At 38.9% G+C, this 17,114-nt stretch carries 20 protein-coding genes and 2 pseudogenes; 14 read left to right on the forward strand and 8 right to left on the reverse strand.

Going from position 1 to position 17,114, the window contains the following annotated elements:
• Positions 1–41: 41 nt before the first annotated feature.
• Complete coding sequence (locus QP775_RS01860) at positions 42–230, forward strand: hypothetical protein (protein ID WP_285103131.1); 189 nt, start codon at positions 42–44, stop codon at positions 228–230.
• A gap of 380 nt (positions 231–610) precedes the next feature.
• Here QP775_RS01860 and QP775_RS01865 read toward each other — a convergent pair whose 3' ends face one another.
• The 4 genes and pseudogenes from QP775_RS01865 to QP775_RS01880 form a co-directional block, all read right to left on the reverse strand.
• On the reverse strand, positions 611–1,045 hold the full coding sequence (locus QP775_RS01865) for a pentapeptide repeat-containing protein (RefSeq protein ID WP_285103133.1): 435 nt from the start codon (positions 1,043–1,045) through the stop codon (positions 611–613).
• A 367-nt stretch (positions 1,046–1,412) separates the two neighbouring features.
• Positions 1,413–2,363 carry an NAD(P)-dependent alcohol dehydrogenase gene (locus QP775_RS01870; RefSeq protein WP_239327328.1) on the reverse strand — a complete coding sequence of 317 codons (951 nt, stop codon included), beginning with the start codon at positions 2,361–2,363 and terminating at the stop codon, positions 1,413–1,415.
• A gap of 102 nt (positions 2,364–2,465) precedes the next feature.
• Positions 2,466–2,690 carry a helix-turn-helix transcriptional regulator gene (locus QP775_RS01875; RefSeq protein ID WP_239327329.1) on the reverse strand — a complete coding sequence of 75 codons (225 nt, stop codon included), beginning with the start codon at positions 2,688–2,690 and terminating at the stop codon, positions 2,466–2,468.
• Positions 2,691–3,440: 750 nt separating this feature from the next.
• A pseudogene (locus tag QP775_RS01880) lies at positions 3,441–3,833 on the reverse strand (tyrosine-type recombinase/integrase); the annotation flags it as partial.
• Positions 3,834–4,398: 565 nt separating this feature from the next.
• Here QP775_RS01880 and QP775_RS01885 point away from each other — a divergent pair.
• From QP775_RS01885 to QP775_RS01930, 10 genes are all read left to right on the forward strand, one after another.
• Positions 4,399–4,908, forward strand: coding sequence for a DUF2199 domain-containing protein (locus QP775_RS01885; RefSeq protein ID WP_285103136.1), 510 nt, complete (start codon positions 4,399–4,401; stop codon positions 4,906–4,908).
• A 196-nt stretch (positions 4,909–5,104) separates the two neighbouring features.
• Entirely contained in the window at positions 5,105–5,539 is a 435-nt protein-coding gene (locus QP775_RS01890; protein WP_285103138.1) for a GNAT family N-acetyltransferase, read from the forward strand.
• Positions 5,540–6,050: 511 nt separating this feature from the next.
• The gene (gene vanG / locus QP775_RS01895) at positions 6,051–7,106 is read left to right on the forward strand and encodes a D-alanine--D-serine ligase VanG (protein ID WP_285103140.1); all 1,056 of its coding nucleotides are present in this window, start codon (positions 6,051–6,053) and stop codon (positions 7,104–7,106) included.
• Between the two features lies 1 nt (position 7,107).
• Entirely contained in the window at positions 7,108–8,070 is a 963-nt protein-coding gene (locus tag QP775_RS01900) for a M15 family metallopeptidase (protein WP_285103142.1), read from the forward strand.
• Positions 7,976–9,286: a serine racemase VanT catalytic subunit gene (gene vanT / locus QP775_RS01905; protein ID WP_285103144.1), complete on the forward strand. Its 1,311-nt coding sequence runs from the start codon at positions 7,976–7,978 to the stop codon at positions 9,284–9,286. Before QP775_RS01900 ends, vanT begins: the two co-directional genes overlap by 95 nt.
• A 451-nt stretch (positions 9,287–9,737) precedes the next feature.
• Positions 9,738–9,893 (forward strand): hypothetical protein, encoded by a 156-nt coding sequence (locus QP775_RS01910; protein ID WP_239327336.1) that lies wholly within the window; start codon positions 9,738–9,740, stop codon positions 9,891–9,893.
• Between the two features lie 148 nt (positions 9,894–10,041).
• Positions 10,042–11,019 (forward strand): phosphotransferase family protein, encoded by a 978-nt coding sequence (locus tag QP775_RS01915; protein ID WP_239327337.1) that lies wholly within the window; start codon positions 10,042–10,044, stop codon positions 11,017–11,019.
• Between the two features lie 3 nt (positions 11,020–11,022).
• On the forward strand, positions 11,023–11,433 hold the full coding sequence (locus tag QP775_RS01920; protein ID WP_285103147.1) for a hypothetical protein: 411 nt from the start codon (positions 11,023–11,025) through the stop codon (positions 11,431–11,433).
• A gap of 246 nt (positions 11,434–11,679) precedes the next feature.
• Positions 11,680–12,603, forward strand: a complete 924-nt coding sequence (locus QP775_RS01925) for a DUF7638 domain-containing protein (RefSeq protein WP_239327339.1) — start codon at positions 11,680–11,682, stop codon at positions 12,601–12,603.
• A gap of 198 nt (positions 12,604–12,801) precedes the next feature.
• Positions 12,802–13,194, forward strand: coding sequence for a hypothetical protein (locus tag QP775_RS01930; RefSeq protein WP_285103149.1), 393 nt, complete (start codon positions 12,802–12,804; stop codon positions 13,192–13,194).
• Positions 13,195–13,445: 251 nt separating this feature from the next.
• Here QP775_RS01930 and QP775_RS01935 read toward each other — a convergent pair whose 3' ends face one another.
• From QP775_RS01935 to QP775_RS01945, 3 genes are all read right to left on the reverse strand, one after another.
• Positions 13,446–13,904, reverse strand: coding sequence for an AraC family transcriptional regulator (locus QP775_RS01935; RefSeq protein WP_285103151.1), 459 nt, complete (start codon positions 13,902–13,904; stop codon positions 13,446–13,448).
• Positions 13,905–14,117: 213 nt separating this feature from the next.
• On the reverse strand, positions 14,118–14,333 hold the full coding sequence (locus QP775_RS01940; protein ID WP_239327342.1) for a helix-turn-helix domain-containing protein: 216 nt from the start codon (positions 14,331–14,333) through the stop codon (positions 14,118–14,120).
• A gap of 10 nt (positions 14,334–14,343) precedes the next feature.
• Entirely contained in the window at positions 14,344–14,817 is a 474-nt protein-coding gene (locus tag QP775_RS01945) for a DUF2975 domain-containing protein (protein WP_285103154.1), read from the reverse strand.
• A 454-nt stretch (positions 14,818–15,271) separates the two neighbouring features.
• Between QP775_RS01945 and QP775_RS01950 the strand changes: the two genes are divergently transcribed.
• Positions 15,272–15,538, forward strand: coding sequence for a translation initiation factor 2 (locus QP775_RS01950; protein ID WP_285103156.1), 267 nt, complete (start codon positions 15,272–15,274; stop codon positions 15,536–15,538).
• Positions 15,539–15,667: 129 nt separating this feature from the next.
• A pseudogene (locus QP775_RS01955) lies at positions 15,668–15,912 on the forward strand (transposase); the annotation flags it as partial.
• 197 nt (positions 15,913–16,109) lie between these two features.
• Here QP775_RS01955 and QP775_RS01960 read toward each other — a convergent pair.
• Positions 16,110–16,310, reverse strand: a complete 201-nt coding sequence (locus tag QP775_RS01960) for a hypothetical protein (protein WP_285103158.1) — start codon at positions 16,308–16,310, stop codon at positions 16,110–16,112.
• Between QP775_RS01960 and QP775_RS01965 the strand changes: the two genes are divergently transcribed.
• Positions 16,310–16,927, forward strand: coding sequence for a cyclase family protein (locus QP775_RS01965; protein ID WP_285103160.1), 618 nt, complete (start codon positions 16,310–16,312; stop codon positions 16,925–16,927). The genes QP775_RS01960 and QP775_RS01965 overlap by 1 nt on opposite strands.
• The last annotated feature ends 187 nt before the right edge of the window (positions 16,928–17,114 follow it).

A 17,114-nucleotide genomic window follows, 5' to 3' on the forward strand; every position in this document is an offset into this window, starting at 1 on the left:
GGCATAAAGACAAAAAATCGATAAGGGTGGATACATATTTAATGAAGCTTGTAAGTACGCTTGAGCATTATGAATTGCTCATAGATGAGGGAAATGATCCAGTACAAGACCCACCACAATTACAAGCATATATGGAAAGATGGGATGGTACCTCTTTTTTTAACAGTGTATTGACATTTTTACACATTGAGGATAAGGAAAAAGCATTAGTAACATTTACTTATCACTAAAGAATAATGGCTCATTTGTTTTATCCGTTAGTAAAGATAATGAGTGGTTTGAGTGTGGTGATCGGAAGATAAAGCTTTACCCTATTGGATTAGAAGAATATATTCGTCTTTTCAAATCAGTTGGTTTTCAAATTGAATCCATTCAGGAAACAGAAAGCAAGTTTGCTACAATTATTAAAGGGAAGAAGTAGTGCTGAATTCAGCTGTTAAAAAGAAAATAATTCATTAGACTGAAAATTATCAAGACCTAAACTTAAGGAAATAAAACAAAGGGTTCTATATATTATGCATGACTAATATGTGGAACCCTTTATTTTTAACTACCGTTCCCAGTTAGTTGAGAAAACGGCAGTCCAAATAATGGCTGCCATATCTTCTTATTATTGATTAAGGGCCATCTTGTGCTGCCGCAACAATGTCGCAATATCGACGCCGTCAATCGTCAATCCTTCGATATCGCAACCTTCGATACTGACTCCTCGTAAATTAGTTTCACGCACGACGGCGTCCTCTAAGTTGCATGAAATGATTCGTACCGGAAGTTTCGCTGTGGTATGCCCGTCCTCAGACCGATTCTTGTCACCGTAACCGATATGTTTAAATTGCGCGCCACCCCATTGCGCTCCGTCGATAAAGATTCCTGTCAGATTGGCGTCGGATATCGCCATACCAGTAAAGTTGATGTCGTTGAACGTAGCGCCAGCCAAGTTACAGCATTGGAAGCTTACCCCCTCCGCCCCAACATTCTTGATGCTAGAACCACTAATGTCCGCATTCACGATGGTGAGGGTTTCTCTGACATTTTCGATACGCATAGATATTCCTCCTTTTAACAATTATTACCTACTTTATCAATATAACAAAAGCGCTTATTTTTGTAATTAATAAATATATTATCATTTCACTAAACTGCCCGTTAGCACAACACGGCTGCCGATCCATCCCGGCAGCCGCATTTTAGTTATTTTATTAAGCTATCGTTCCCAGTTAGTTGAATGATGTCAGCATAAACACAGTGGACACCTCAGTCTGAAAGAATATCCTACGTAATGTGCCACGGTGAACAACGAATATTGCAAAGGCGGGAGGTGAGTATGGAGATTTGGGCTTGCGGGCGAAACTGAAGTGTTGCTTTTCTACGGTTCAAATTAAGTAGATTGGGTGTGTGATAATCCGCTCTATTTACATCCCCAGTACAATTTTCCCTTTGGTTCGCCCGTTTTCAATATGCCTGTGAGCCTCTACAATCTGTTCTAATGGATAGCATTTCTCAACAACAGAACGTATTTTATTATCCTCTATCAGTTGACTCAAAAATTCCATATCCAAGTCATTCGGTTTTGTAAGATGTAACTTAGCCTTCTTGCGGCCAATCATAGGACCAACCATCAATTGAAATGGGTGGTATTTGGGGCGTAGGGGCTGTTCTGTAATATAGATTCCGGTCTCGGTAAGAGAACGCATACAACTGAAGTAAGTTCTCTTACCAACAGCATCTAGAATAAAATCATATTTTTTTCCGTTGTCCGTGAATTCCTGCTTGGTATAATCGATCACGTGATGTGCCCCGAGGCCTCGCACCCACTGGATATTTGAAGCACTACATACAGCGGTTACCTCAGCCCCATAGTATTTCGCAAGCTGAACAGCAAAGTGACCAACGCCGCCAGAAGCTCCATAGATTAATACCTTTTGACCCTCTTTAACTTGTGCTACATCTCGCAATGCTTGCATTGCCGTCAGGGCTGCACAAGGTACAGCCGCCGCTTCTTCAAACGAGATATTTTTGGGCATAAGAGTTAGTACATTCTGACGAGGACAGACATATTCCGCATGAGATCCAAAACAACTCCCAAATACATCATCGCCAACCTTAAATTTAGTTACGTTATTGCCAACAGCCTCTACTGTACCCGCAACGTCTATGCCCAATATGAGATTTTTAGGTTTCGTAAGACCATGCTCTAATCGTATTGGTAAAAATCCTTTACGGCACAGATAATCAAATGTATTGACCGAAGCATTACGTACCCGAATCAACACCCGAACGTCATCCTTGATGGATGGCTGTTGCACATACCTGATCTTCATAACCTCAGGCGATCCATAGGAATTAAAAATCGCTGCTTTCAACCTTTTAACCTCCTATATTATCAACTTAGAGATCGTTAATCCTAGGCAAACTCGTCTTTCCCAAAGAATAAATCCAAATGGTCAACCACAAACCGCTAATTCTTACTGCATTGAATTATCCTCATAAAAAAACACTTCTTCTAAAGGCAAACCAAACGCTCGTGCAATACGAAAAGCCAGTTCTAATGATGGGGAGTAGTTCCCCTTCTCAAGTGCAACAATAGTCTGTCTTGTTACTCCTACCTTGTCAGCTAATTGCTGCTGGGTCATTTCATCGCTGTTAAAACGCAATTTTCTAATGTAGTTGCCGACAAGATTTTTACCCATGTTAGACTCCTTTCCTGTAATGATAAAGTCTCGTAACCGAGCCTGTTACATCAGACATAAATCCCGAAATGATTAGGATAATGAACATTTTTTGTGACGGTTGAAACACGATGAGAGATCCCATTGAAAGAAGAAAACCTAATATAAAAACAAAAAACGAATTTCTTGTTGCTTTCAGAGTTATCATCCGATCAAGTTCGTCCTCAAAAGTTGGTTCCTTTTCTCCTGTTGTTATTCGATACACGATATTAAAAACGATACTGATTATAATGTGGGCAATTATTGAAACCAAAATTAAGATGAAGACAAAAGAACCCCAAAATCGAAAGGTCTCCATTGATTCTAGTCCGCTATTGGGATGCATCGGGTACATGTACAACCAAAAAGAAACGAATATGGTAATAACACTAACTAAAGAAACAACGCTTTTTTTCTCTTGATAAGTCATAATCTCCCTCCCTCAATATTCATCAATGTAAATTGTCTTATTCAGAATGTAAAGCATAGAATACTAAATGTCAAGCAAACTTTACATTGATAATTTGGCATAACTAAACCACACTCGTCCCATTCAAAACCACATAGTTCGGTTGAACTAAGCTGCCCGTTAGCTCAATGAAGTGCAACTAAAATTTTTCGTAAATTTGAGCATAAGCCTTTTTCATTTCTTCTCGTATTTCTTGGTTCTCGTACTCCAGTGCTTTGATTTTGCGTTTTAACGTATCGATGAGTATATCCTTATTCGCATCATTCATCTCCAACTTTAATTTCTTGCACATCACCGTTAAGGTCACAGCTAAAAACACCTTGAATAATTACAGTTTCAAGAGCCTTTCTTTTCGTATCGTCCAACAACTTTGCATACCGCAAGGGCATTTCAGGAGAAGCATGGGCTAATAACTCTTGAACAGCCAGAATGTCCGCTCCACCATTTAGCATCTTAACTGCATAAGTATGTCTAAACTGATGGGTTTTAAAGTGAAATACATTTCCATTTTCATTTGTGATATTCTTTTTCATAGCCAGTTCATTTAATTGTCTCAGAAGCAAATGCTAATTGAATAGCCTTCCTTTGCGGGCACCACGATAACGAACAAAAATTAATCCTGCTGGATTATTATCTTGATTGCTTTTTTCTTTTGAATGACGGTGCTGCTGAGCCCTGCCTGCACTGCATTTGACCAATACCGCAACTTTGAAGAGTGCGGGCGACACTTTGTAGGGCTGATCGGGACGCTGCGTCAGTCGGAGGGAAAGGATTGAATAAGACATGGGCGTTTTCCGGGAAACCTTGATTGCCCGCATGTGTGGCTTTATCTGACTTTTTTATTTTTAGCTCTTGATAAACTCTGAAAATAAAGTACTAGACTGACTTGGCGATAGTGTTGATTAACGGGCAAGATGGCGCAGTGGAAACAAAGATAGATTGACCCTCAAAACTTCCAATGCGTATTGATGTATAATACCAATATATCCAAGAAAGGAAGATATAAATGATGCTTAATGATTATTGCACGAACGGGAAAAGATAGCTCAATAAATACAGTTGAAGGCAGCTGACTTTTAAGGGTTAGCCGCCTTTACTTAACTAACGGCCAGGATAACGCAGTAATTTTGCAAATACTCCACATATGGACTTTTTTACAAACTTCACGAATAAGGCAAGGCGTTATCAGAAATCGATGAGGAACTCGAAGGAGCAGAAAACATGAAATGCCCTCACTGTAACAACGAATTAAGTGAACTTCCTTTATGTTACGGAAGTGAAGCACCCTATTATTTTTACACTGTACCAGAAGAGAAAAGAACAGAATTAATTAGAGATTTTTGTGTAATTGATGAACAGCATTTCTTTATTAGAGGACATATTGAAATACCAATCATTGATAGTAAAGAGAAATTTATATGGAGTGTTTGGGTTTCTCTTAGTGAAGAAAACTTTTTGAGATCTAATGAATTATTGCACGTAGAAGGCAGGGAAACTGAAAAACCTTATTTTGGTTGGTTATCGACAGAACTTTCAATATATCCAACAACTACATTATCGTTAAAGACAATGGTACATACACAAGAAGTTGGTGCTGTTCCGTTAATAGAATTAGAACAAACGAATCATCCACTTGCAGTTGAACAAAGAGAAGGAATTACAATGGGCAGAGTTAAAGAAATTGCTCATTTAATATATCATAGTCAGGATGAGCAAAATTTGAAATTATAATCGAAGAAGTCGCTGACATCTTATAACATCGTATCTACGCCGCGTCGCTGCTACTATTAAATTTTGACTCCTTTTCTTTAATGAGAAGGAGTTTTTTTATATAATACAGAATTTGAGAAGGATGGCATTTTTTAATGGAATAATCTTTGGTTGTCATTCACACAGAATTAACAAAAAGAATATAGGGGGAGTATTTATGATAGTCCTTAAGGAAATAGATCGAAGTAATTTTTATGATGTCATAAAGTTGAGTGTAGCTGATGAGCAAAATGAGTTCGTAGCAACAAATTTGTTTTCGCTCGCACAGGCTAAGGCATTCCCAGAGTGTGTTTGCTTGGCTATTTATCATAGTGATGTCCTAGTGGGATTTACGATGTATTGTATGGATGAAGATGACCATGAATATTGGATTTATCGGTTAATGATAGATGCGAAGTATCAGTCAAAAGGTTATGGGAAAACTGCTATGGAGAGGCTCATTGAAAGGATTAAAGAGGATACACACCATCGGTTCATATACATAAGCTTTGAACCAAACAATGTTTGGGCAAAACATTTATATGAAAAATTAGGATTTAAAGAAGATGGCCGCGTTATCGATGGTGAAGTCGTTTATAAACTGGAGTATTGATCAGACAAAAGAGCAATAGTAGTTCTGCTGTATTTGAGAATTTGTGGATGCAAGAATGTTAGATGAAACGTATGCAAATTGTAATGGAAAAATTGAATGATAATACTTATCCCAAAGCAAATTCTTGATGGTTAATCAAGAAGGCATATGCATCATCTAATACCGTAACTACGCTGGGGTCTTAGCCCATGGTTCGTAAAATGAGGTAAGCATGCAGCAGGCTCAGCTCACAACCAAGCGAGGCTAAGTCCGTCGGGCAAGACAGCTGGCGCAAATACGTGAGATAAAGCCTGAACCCCATCGGCAAGGCAGCATGGGGCTGGGCCTGTTTATCACGAATGATTTAAGAAATAATTTAGAAATTTCCCTATTTCTTCTTAACAAGTTTTCCCTAATCTTAGTTTCATGTAGTACCTAGGGAGAACGCAATGACGAAGAGGTAGGTTTTTTTTGTTTCTCCTCCAGCTAATGAGACCACTATGATTTTGATATAGATGTAGGAGGATTACAGATGGAAAAGTTAACGGTTGTCGTATTGTTTGGCGGCTGCTCGAATGAATACGAGGTATCTCTCATATCAGCTGCATCTGTAATTGAGCATATGGACTCGGATAAATACGAACTCGTGCTAGTTGGGATTACGAGAGAGGGAGAATGGTTGAGATATAGCGGTTCTCTAAAGGACATTCGCGATAATCAGTGGCATTTACATCCGAGCTGTATCCCCTCTTTTTTATCTCCGAGCCGCTCCATTCGGGGGCTCATTGAGATTGTGAATACGGAATATCACGTCACGCCCATAGACGTTGTATTCCCGGTTATGCATGGGAAGTATGGCGAAGATGGAACGGTACAAGGACTTATCGAGCTTGCAGGCATTCCGTATGTTGGCTGCGACATGCTGTCTTCTGCCATTTGTATGGATAAAGATATCGCGCATGCCTTAGTACAAGCATCTGGAGTCAACACGCCTTATTCGGTAACGATGTATAAAGGTGATCACGGAGAAGAAGGAGTTCAGGATTTTCAAGCATTGAAGTATCCCGTCTATGTAAAACCAGCGAAATCCGGCTCTTCCATAGGCATTACAAAGGCGCATGATATTTCGCAGTTGATGCAGGGCATCAAGCTTGCCTATGAGCATGATCATAAAGTGGTGATCGAAGAGGAAATTAAAGGATTCGAGGTAGGGTGTGCTGTGCTAGGGCATCGAGATCCTATGATCGGTGTCGTTGATGAAATTGAACTAATTGGGGATTTCTTCGACTTTACGGAGAAGTATTCCTTGCAATCCTCAAAGATTCATCTCCCAGCCAGAGTGGACGCTCCTACCGCAGACCGTATCAAGAAGATAGCAAGACAAATATATAAGACACTTGGCTGCAAAGGATTTGCCAGAGTGGACATGTTTGTTACACCTGATGGCAGCATTGTATTCAATGAGGTCAATACGATCCCAGGATTCACATCCAATTCAAGATATCCAAAGATGCTTCAGGCGAGCGGATATACCTATTCGCAAATACTTGATCAATTGATACAGCTCGCAGTTGTGGAGGGATTGTGACATGGAGATGCTGTCTATTAGAAAGGAAGATAACAACACCGTTTGTGGGAATAAGAACGTTGTAACCCTTACACGGTCAGATATCTATCGTGGGCATCTTCTTTTAGTGAATCGAAATCATGCATTAAGACAAATGGAGGGCTCACTTGAACTTCATGCTATTGATAATTTGCCCGTCTTTGATACAAAGAGAGAATCGATGAGGTTGGAAAAGACATGCTTGAAGCAGCTAACCGCGCTGCTTGAGGCTTGCAACGGGACGCAGGACATTCTGGTTGTAAGCGGCTATCGTTCACAGGACGAGCAGACGGAGCTGTACGAAGCATCGCTCAGAGAGAACGGAGCAGCATTTACATCCAGCTATGTGGCCCGGCCCGGCGAGAGCGAGCATCAGACTGGACTGGCTGTGGATGTTGGACAAAGAACGGAAGAGGTCGATTATATCTGTCCATCATTTCCTGACACAGGCGCTTGCCAAGATTTCAAGCAGCTTGCAGCCCTATACGGATTTATCCAAAGATACAAGGAAAGCAAGGAAGCGATCACGAACATTGCAGCAGAACCGTGGCATTTTCGATACGTGGGTTATCCGCATTCTGCCATCATGGAAGAGCGCGAATGGTGCTTGGAGGAATATATCGAGCATGTGAAGCAATATCAAGTCCATCAGGAGCATGCATACGTTGAGGATAAGGATGGAAGGGCAAAGGTTGAAATCTATTATGTCCCCATTTTTCAAGACATCGCCTGTATCGAGGTACCGAATGGAACACCATACACCGTCTCCGGAGATAATCAAGATGGATGCATCATCACGATTTATCATGACAAAGGCACCTTAGAAAAACGCAAGCACGTATCTTCGGAAAATGAGCATATGGATTTACATTATGCACCCCTTAGCGATTATTATCGTTCGAAAAATAGCCAAATTCAATGGGCTGAGTCATATGATGGTCGGTAACAGCCTGATTCACTTTATTCTGGTATCATTTTTTTCTTCTGCAGCAGCTGCCATTGTGGTTTCGCTATGGAAATCGAAGAAGACATCGAATCAATCAGGTCGGTATCGGGCATGGGCAGAAATTAACCTGGCTCATTTGGCGCAGAATGTAAAGGAGCTCAAGCGTCGATTGCCTGCTGATTGTCGGATTATGGCGGTGGTGAAGGCGAATGCATACGGGCATGGCAGTGTTCCCGTTGCAAAATGCCTGCAATCGATCGGCGTAAACGCTTATGCCGTCGCAGAGATTCGTGAAGGAGTTGTCCTGCGCAAAGCTGGGATTCAAGGAGAGATCCTCATTCTCGGATACACCTCACCATGGCAATTTGAAGATTTATACCAATATGAGCTCACGCAAACTGTCATAAATGCAGATTATGCCGCTGCTTTAAACCAATATAGCAAAAAGATAAAGGTTCACGTGAAGATTGATACAGGTATGGGAAGGCTGGGAGAGAACGTAGAGCAAGTGGATCGTATCCTCAGCATATACCGTCAGCCCCATTTAACGGTTACGGGTACCTACAGTCATTTTTGTGTTCCAGACTATGATCTGGAAGCGGATATCGCTTTTACAAAGAGACAAATTCAATGTTTCTATGATCTTGTGCATGTGATCAAGTCGAATGGAATCGAACCCGGCAGTCTGCATCTGCAAAGCAGCTACGGGATTTTTCACTTTTCACAGCTGCATTGCGACTTGGCTCGCCCAGGCATTGCTCTGTACGGGGCGATAAGTGCAGTGAAAGACAATGAAGAGTCTACGTTTAGCTTGCTGCCGGTGCTTTCCTTAAAAGCAAGAGTAACCATGGTCAAAAGTGTCAATGCTGGAACCAGCATTGGATATGGGCGCAACTATAAGACGACACAGGACAGTCTCATCGCTACTGTGTCGATCGGGTATGCAGACGGGGTACCGAGATGTTTATTCGAGCAGGGCGGCCATGTATTGGTGAAAGGACAACGAGCGGCTATAGCGGGCAATATATGCATGGATCAGATGATGATTGATGTGACGCATATCGAACATGTTAATGAAGGCGATATCGTAACGCTTATTGGACAAGACGGCGAGTATTGCATTGCTGCAGAAGAGGTTGCGGCACGTTGTCATACGATTCCGAACGAGTTGCTAACCGGCATTGGAAACCGAGTGGATCGAGTATACGTCAATTAAAGGTGCTAATAATGGATGCAAAGAATAGAGAACCTATGGGTGAGTTCCGTGATAGGAAACCATCCATAGGTTTTTTCTTTAGGCTGTTTTCTAAAATATTATTGCTTTTTATAAAATGAAGTTCAAACTATTCAAAACGTATAATTGAAACTAAAGGGTTAAATATTCGTATAAAATATTACAGATAGAAGGGGGCGTTATTTTGAAAAAGCATTTGATAAAAAGCTGAATGATTTTCTATTCGATGCCTCATTAGAGATAATAGAAGTACAATATTCTGCAAATATATTTTTCATAGTGCGTTGATTTTGTATAAGTAGAAAAGTAATGTGATATTTACAAGCAGGTGTCGTCATTTGACGGCATTTTTCACTTCAAGTTGTGGTATTTTTGAATCTAATAGGTTAAGTATTCCTATAAAAGTTTATAGTTTGGAAGGAAGTGTTACAAAATGGACTATACTAAAATATATAATGAGAAACTGATTGCCTCAGTAAAAGAGAAATTAAATTCAATTGGTGAAGTTAAAACGGTGAAGTTTTTGAGAGAAGAAACAGGTATGTCATTAATAGAGGCAAAAAAATTTGTAGATGCTTTTAAAGCATGAGCATAAATTAGAGTGAGTCACTAACTTGTGGCTCTTTTTTATGCACTTCTTACCTTGAAAATGTTCCATCCAACCTTTTAGGCGATGATGAAAGTTATTAACATGTTGAATGTGGTAGATTCCCTTTTTCACAAAGGAGAGATACAAGATGAAAGAGGCATGGGAAAGATCAAGTAAAAGTATGCAGATCAAATTTGAGACGCTAAGTGTTATGATTAGCCAAGTTTTCAGAGGCAAACGGCTCATAAAAGCTGAAAGAACACAAACAGGACTTAGTAATGGCACCTATAAAGTGGAGATTGAAGGGTCTACTACACCCTATCTTTTAAGGATCTTTTCTGGAGGTTCAGACATAGCTATAAAAGAAAAAGCAATCGCTGAGAGATTACGCGGCGTCGTGCCAGTAGCCGATTATATATATCTGGATACAAGCCGAAAGTTAGTGGAATATGATTGGGCTTTAATGGAGTGGAAAGAGGGAGTATTACTGCGTGATATTTTACAAAGAAGAGAAGAACGCCAGATTGCAGAAGTCGCGGAATCTGTCGGCAATATACTAGCTCGGATTCACAGTCATACGTTTGAAAGCCCGGGTCTTTTCGCAGGGGACCTTACGATCGCCCATCCATTTGACATGGATGAGAACGAATTTTTCTCTTTTATTACTGAGAGCTTGGATCATAGTGCGACCAGGCATTGGCTGGGAGCGGAAGCCACGGAAAAGGTTCGATCATTCTGTGTGTCTCACCGTTCGTTATTATCCGAAATTCATGAACCGCCAGTCCTCGTTCATTCGGACTTCAATGGTTTAAACCTTTTGATGATGGAAGGGCTAAATGGGTTCGAAGTATCGGCGGTATTGGATTGGGAGTTTGCTTTTTCAGGAAGACGTTATGTTGATATTGGGAATATGCTACGGTATGAACACGATAAATCCTTGTTCGAACGTCATTTTGTAAAGGCATACCGGAGTTCAGGTGGGTTCTTGAATGAGAATTGGGTTCTATTATCTAAACTGGAAGATTTGATTGCCTTGTGTGATTTATTGAATCGTTCGACTCCGGAAATGACAAACCGGATCGCGGATTTAAGACAGCTTATAAATCAGACTATAGTGGGGGCATAAGCCATGGAGATAACACCTATAAAGACGCAGTACGGCTCACTCGAAGGAAGAAATTGTATATTTTTAGATGATGTTAATTATAAGTACAATGAACGAAAGGTTGAATTGACTGGTGAAATTAGTGGTAGTTTAGCCAGTGAAGGTGAAGAGGACACTTGGATTAGTTATACGATGGTCTTTTCTAATATCCAATATTTTAAGATGGTAGGGCTTGATTTAAGTTATGATCATTTTGATTTGGACTACAGTGAAACGACATCATTTTTTGAAATGACGAACTCAAATCTTTTAGAAATTGTTTTGAAGACAATGGGTGTTCAATCTAGGCACTTTATTGTCGAAACTTACGACGATGTTTTTGAAATCGTTGCAGATCAATATGAAATAAAATTTGGGGATATAACTAGAGATTAAAGCGATTTATGAGTTATTGAGAAGAAGTCCTGAAAGTCACCTAACACCATATTTATGCGTTACAGTCTCAAGGCTGCTAGGTATTCTAGAGTCATTTTAAAGAGCTGAATTTGGATAGGCAACCCTACCAGGCTAAGCCCGTCAGATCCGTCACTTGCGCGTCTTAAGCCAGTGAGGGTTCATGAATAAGACAAGATTATAAGAAATCCACGCAAAATTTAATACTTACAATAGGATGTGAATTATTTGCAGAAAATTCGAAGAACAAAAGAAGTAGAGGGTGTAACTGTACCCGGGATCATTCATAATGGTGGTCATTATTTTTATATCAATGTTGATGTTTATGAAGACGGCATGTCAAATTGCTGGGAACTTGTTGATTTGAATGGACTTAAAGAAAAGCTTAGTTCCAATTGGTTAAATCCATCCATCCCAGAGAGCGAAGACCTATCTATACACGCTTTAGGTATGTATACAGTTCAAAAAGCCGAATGGATATTTGATAAGGATACATATTACGAACATATAAAAGACACAATTAAAACGATTAATCCTAACTTTGAAAATATCTATGAAATCACATCTTGGCAAAAACAATTGGCAGAGAAAAGAAAGATTATGTACTCGCCTCGAGCTACTAATTATTATGTTATGCGTGAAATGTTTTATGAAACTATAGATGGAGATCAGTTCTCCATCTTCATCAAATATGAAAATATAAATTATTTAGCAAATCTAGTTGTTTACGAAGATGGGTTAGTCATTTGTTATTTCCATGAAAATAAACTTACTTTTAGATTAGAGGAGATCTATGAGCTCTTTACGAATGGAACGTTCTTTACAAGCTTTGACGAACCAACAAAAGTAATGTTATCTGATTTAGGTGAAGTGACGTTCTCACAAGTTGTGTATTCAACAGAGATTGAAGATAAATATATCGAGCTGATGGATATTCATAAGAAGCTTAAAGGCGAAAAGACTTCACTGGAAGAGTGCCGAGAAGCATATTATCAATATTTAGAAGATCCAATTGAGTATTACCGTCAAAATCTGAAAGTCAAATATGAACTTGTTCCCGAACATGAACGAATCTTCTTAGGGGATATGGATAGTAAAGATTGGGATTATCAGAGAATCATCTACCGTCCTGAAGAAAAGCGCGAAGTATAAGTGACCCGAAGAAGATAGGGACATTTTATAATAGCATGTTCATACATCGGGCCATTCGGCTCTAGGTTCAGCCGGACACATCCGCATCACCTAACCGCCTCGCGGCCGCTCCTTCGGGGGTTAAGGTAGTAGGACGTCGGAAGCATTAACATTATAAGAAATCCCCGGAAGGGATTTTAAGTGAGGAGTGAGTAAGGCGTGTCGAACGTACATGATAATGAAATACTCTCATATGAGATCAATTTGAAACAAAATAAAATAGTAATCCATACCGAATATATAATTCCAAATAAAACTGAAAATACAACGATTTTCTTTTATGATGTTCTTGCACATTTTTTTGATACCCAATTACCAGGTAGTATTATATTAGATATCGATACCTATGATATTCATCATTTTATTACGGATAATAAAGAACTATTGGAAAAACATAAGAACTATAGTTGGCCTATGGACTATACAACGATCGATGAGCTAGAAGGAAAATTGATACAAGAACAATATAAGTATTTTATAATATCCTCGTCGTATGGATTAAGCGGATGGGTCTTAGCAAAAAAGTATGAAATAAATGTAATTGAAATGTAGAAGGATTAGAAATTAGTGTGATTCAACAACTTAGGTGTAAATACTAGGAGAGAGTTAATAAATAGGTCTGAGCAAGTATTGCTTAGACCTATTTATTTTCATTATTATACCGGATGCAGTAAAGGTCAATTACCAGACAATGTAGTTGACGACGTTTTAGTTTTTAGATCAGACGAAACTTTTTTTCTAACAACTGTGCACAATCAGACTCTTAGGATAGAGGACATAAAGTACCAAACAAGAAAAACCAATCAAACTTTACCAGCTTTTATAGGTACACATATTTCGCAATAAGGGTTGCTAATCATATCGCCAATATATCTTTCCAAGATGGGCTTGTCGTCCATTTTATAGCCCAAGCTTTGTAGAAAAGGAAAAATATCTGCATAGGCTTTTTGAATATCTTGTGCTGTGTGCTTCACTTCGAAAATAAGGTATTTTCCACCAGGGAGTTCACCTTCACATATAGAAGCATCGATTTGATAATCCTTTGAAATCACAATACAAGCATCAAATCTACAGTTCTCAGGGAGTGTTGTTTCAGGGTTATCCTGTGGAATTGCAAATAAGGTTGCCGATGTAAGAAGATTTTTCTCCTCAGCCCATTTTTTTAACTTCTCCATTACTTCAATATTAGCAGGACCGTATGGACCAACTCCACGCATATAAGCAATGCGATAGTTTGGAAGTGTTTCGACTTTAGATTTCATAAGTTCTTTCTTCCTTTCTTCATTGATATTTGTTGGTTACGTTTCGAATGTAACATGCTTTAAAAAGATATACATGATGATTTTAAAAATATTTGGATAAAATGTTAAAATGATAATGTAACAAACATGATCTAAGCTGTACAAACAACAATTTCTTATAAAAGGATCAAATAAAAAACCACCCTTAACGGGTGGCCAATGATGAAGAGATTCCTATGAATCAGTTTCACTTTGGTATTCAAGAATATCTCCGGGCTGACAGTCGAGCGCTTTACAAATCGCTTCTAAGGTCGAGATTCGAATTGCTTTTGCCTTTCCATTTTTCAAAATCGAAAGATTAGCCATTGTGATTCCAATTTGTTCTGAAAGTTCCGTCACACTCATTTTTCGTTTCGCCAACATCACATCAATATTTATAATTATCGCCATGGTATTCACCTCAAACCGTAAGTTCATTTTCCGACTTCAGATTAATAGCGTCTTGTAATAATCGTTCAAGTACAGCCCCAAATACGGCAATGACAAACGACGCGAAGGCTACAATCAAACCCAGTAAGATAATACCAGGTGCATCCATGTGCTGTGCCATGATGTACAGTACGGGTTCCATGGCTACAAAAATAATGCCAATACTGATGCCGCAGTATTTAATCTTCTTTAATGCCTGAACTGACAGCTCCGAAAAGGCGATATTTTTATCAATATAACTGAGTAATTTAAATGCCTGATACAGTGCGACGTAATAAGGTATGGTGGCTGCAAAAAATCCGATAACTATTGCATATAATTTGCCTGGGAACGGGTCGGTTGGTTCTTGAAATAAGGAAACAGCTGACACTACACATATAGCAAGCGCTGGTAAACCCATTACAAATACAGAAATCTTTAAAAACAATGTTGATGCATGTTTCATTGTTAAACACCTCATTTGTATAAATTCAATGTTATTATAATGTTAAATTTATCGTTTTACAATAAATAATAATTGTAATTAAATAAATATATATTGTTTTATGTAGAAAATTAGATAGCGTGAAATTATTAATCTGAATAGTAAAATGGATAATCTCAAAATTATTACAGAGCAAGAAACAGGGAGTGATGATAACAGCTAGTTGAACTCGCCTGTTCTTCAAACTGGATGTCTTGCAGTTGATAATCGGGAAGATGGGACTAAGGAAGTTGTATCTGATCGTGCAGAATTTAAGATGCTTAACGCTACCAGCGATTGTAAACCCATCGTTTGGATGTGAACTTATTCATCAACTAAATTATTTTGATTTTTAACATCCTCACCTTTATTAAAAAAATGCATATGATGCAGTTAAGGCAATTCACTTTTTCTATGATTGTAAGGAGGATATGAAATGAGTGGAAATGGAAAAAATTCAAAACAATCCTCTGACTCACAAGATATTCAGATCGCAAGACTTGCGTTTATTGGGGCTACTATCGCTACATTAGGAGATGGTATAGCTGCGATTGCTGCTGGTCTTGCATTAGAAGCTTTAGAAAAATCAAGTAACCAAAGTTCTCAAAATCTGGATGAACAATCAAAACAGTCAGAAACCATGCAAAAGCAGATAGACTATATAATAAATGAGTTAAAGCAAATTAAAAGAATGATGAAATAAAAATGTTTCCCTAAGCTACATCAAGAGAGCCTCAAATATCTTGTGGAAATAGATAAAAAGCAAAAAGGAAGACCTTTTCTTGTATAATGAAGTCACGATAACACAATTTCCTGAAAAGAGGTCTTCCCTATAAATCATTTTATGTCAGATTTGGTCCAAGCCCTAGTCACCAAACAGGATATGACTGAGGTTTTTTGCCTTCATTTAGAATTAGCTATAATCACTTGTTAGAAATGGAGTTAGCTGCCTTCCTAGACTATTAAAAGTATGACCGCATTGGGTTGAAATCAGGGAACTCACACAACGGTGGATACACACGTACACTTCACACAGAGTATGGTGACCTGCACCTCAGCCTCTCACGAGATCGTCACTGAGAGTTTAAGCAGCAGACTTTAGCCCCAAGGTCATTACATCGTTGAGTGAAATCCCGTATATCTTTACGATTTATAGCTTTCCAAAGCCAGGCTGGAGAAGGTTATTTTATTTACACATAATGCTTGACGCTACCCTTCAAGCACAATGATATTAAGTATTTTAATAAAGTCAGAGCCTTTACATAACACAGTATCTATGCTGTTTTGGGGGTGGAGAATGCCTTCTTGATCGTCTGTTGTATTGCGGAGAAGTGGGATCGGACAAACAATCCTGCAGGATTAAGTCCATTGGCCCCGGCGTGTTCGCTCCTCTCAGTTGCTCGGTTTGTAGATGTAGATACAAGACCGATATCGGCAATTTGCGTAATGATAATAAAAAAATGAGGGATGTTCAATGAAGCTTATAGATTTAACCCATGTTCTTCAGCATCAAGTCCCTGTATATCCAGGCGACAGTGAGATGGAGTTGGTACAAACGAAGTATTTGTCTAGAGATGGTTATTGTAATCACCAGTTAACGATGAATATGCACACCGGCACACATATAGATGGTCCCATGCATCTAATTGAGTCCGACCTATATTTGAGTGACTTTCCCCTGGATTCATTTGTGGGGAAGGGAACATTACTAGATGTATCTGGCATGAATCGCATTGAGTATAAAGAAGAGTATGAACACTTGATAGGTGAAGGGACAATCTTAATCTTATATACGGGATTCAGTGTATACTTCGGCCAAGAAAAGTATTTTACAGAGCATCCGATTATAACAAAAGAATTTGCAGAATTAGTAGTTCGAAAGAAAATAAAACTAATTGGAATGGACACACCATCTCCAGATCGGTATCCATTTGAAACTCATAAATTATGGTTTGATAACCAAGTGCTGATTGCTGAAAATCTCACAAACGTTGATCGATTATTGGATGTCAGTTCCTTTGAGATAATAGCCCTGCCACTTCTAATTAAGGCAGATTCTTCGGCTGCACGTATTATTGCACGTACAGAATGAATATACAGATAGGGAGCTGAGGACCCTTTTAGAGAAGTTGATCTTGTAGGATTTTCACCTATGAATGATGGTCCCGATAAAGCATCATTAAGCAGCATTCATTGGGTACTCAACCAGACTAAGTGACAATTATAAAGAAAAACAAAGACGCCTTCAACACACTGTATAGTCAGGGTGAAAGCGTCTT

Source organism: Paenibacillus sp. UMB4589-SE434 (assembly GCF_030226685.1).
GTDB lineage: Bacteria > Bacillota > Bacilli > Paenibacillales > Paenibacillaceae > Paenibacillus_B.